Source organism: Actinotalea sp. C106, from assembly GCF_023630195.1.
In the GTDB taxonomy this organism is placed as follows: Bacteria; Actinomycetota; Actinomycetes; order Actinomycetales; family Cellulomonadaceae; genus Actinotalea.
The window spans coordinates 1-852 of the sequence record NZ_JALPKN010000570.1 but is presented as its reverse complement, the minus strand read 5'-3'; the positions used below and the strand labels follow the sequence as shown (position 1 = coordinate 852).

1 protein-coding gene is annotated in these 852 nt (G+C 75.5%); it reads right to left on the bottom strand.

The features are described from left to right. Window positions 1–214: 214 nt before the first annotated feature. Window positions 215–852, bottom strand: a 638-nt coding sequence (locus L0B03_RS18545) for an MFS transporter (protein WP_374205034.1), incomplete at its 5' end; no start/stop codon positions are given.

Sequence of the window (852 nt, the reverse complement as noted above, 5' to 3'; positions counted from 1 at the left end):
GGGCTCCTCGACGGCGGGCTTCGCAGCGTGCAGCGGCGCGGCCTCGGCCTGCGGGGCGACCGCCGCGCAGCTCAGCCCCAGGCACAGCGCGCCCACCGGGACGAGGGCAAGGGTGCGCAAGGACCGGGGGCTTCTCATGCCTGCTCTATCGGCATGATCACGACTCGACTGACGCCCATGACCCGAAAGTGTGACAGGGCGTTAGGCCGTCGGCTCATCCGTGCCCGTGCTGGTCCCGCGCCGTCCGCGCACCGAGGAGCGCAGCTGTCGTGAAGAGGGTGGTCGCGACGAGCACCGCGAGCAGCGGGACGGTCCAGGTGCCGGCGGCCGAGTGCAGCGCCCCGGCGAGGACGGGCCCGCCCGCGGCGGCGAGGTAGCCGCCGGCCTGGATGCGCGCGGACATGCCGGTGGCCTCGCGGTCGCTGCGGGTCACGCGCACCACGATCGAGAAGATGACGACGAACCCGGCTCCCTGCGCGATCCCGCCCAGCAGGGTCCACACGGTGTAGGCGCCGGGGGCGAGGAGCAGGCCGAGGGGCAGCGAGCACCACAGCGCCCCGACCACGGCCGCGGGCACCCACCACCGGCTGCGGGCCGCGAGCACGGGCACCCCCAGCGCCCCGATCACCGCGGCGATCTGGAACAGGGAGGCCACCGCCCCTGAGGCCGCGAGGTCCAGCCCGCGCTCCTCGTTGAGCAGGGTGGGCAGCCAGGCGGAGGTCACGCTGTACCCGAAGGCCTGGCCCGCGAACGCCACGGTCAGCAGGATCGCGATGCGCCGCAGGGCGGGGGAGTGCGCGGGCAGGTCCGCGGGGGGCAGCAGCCCCTCGGCCGCGACCCGACGCCGGTGCT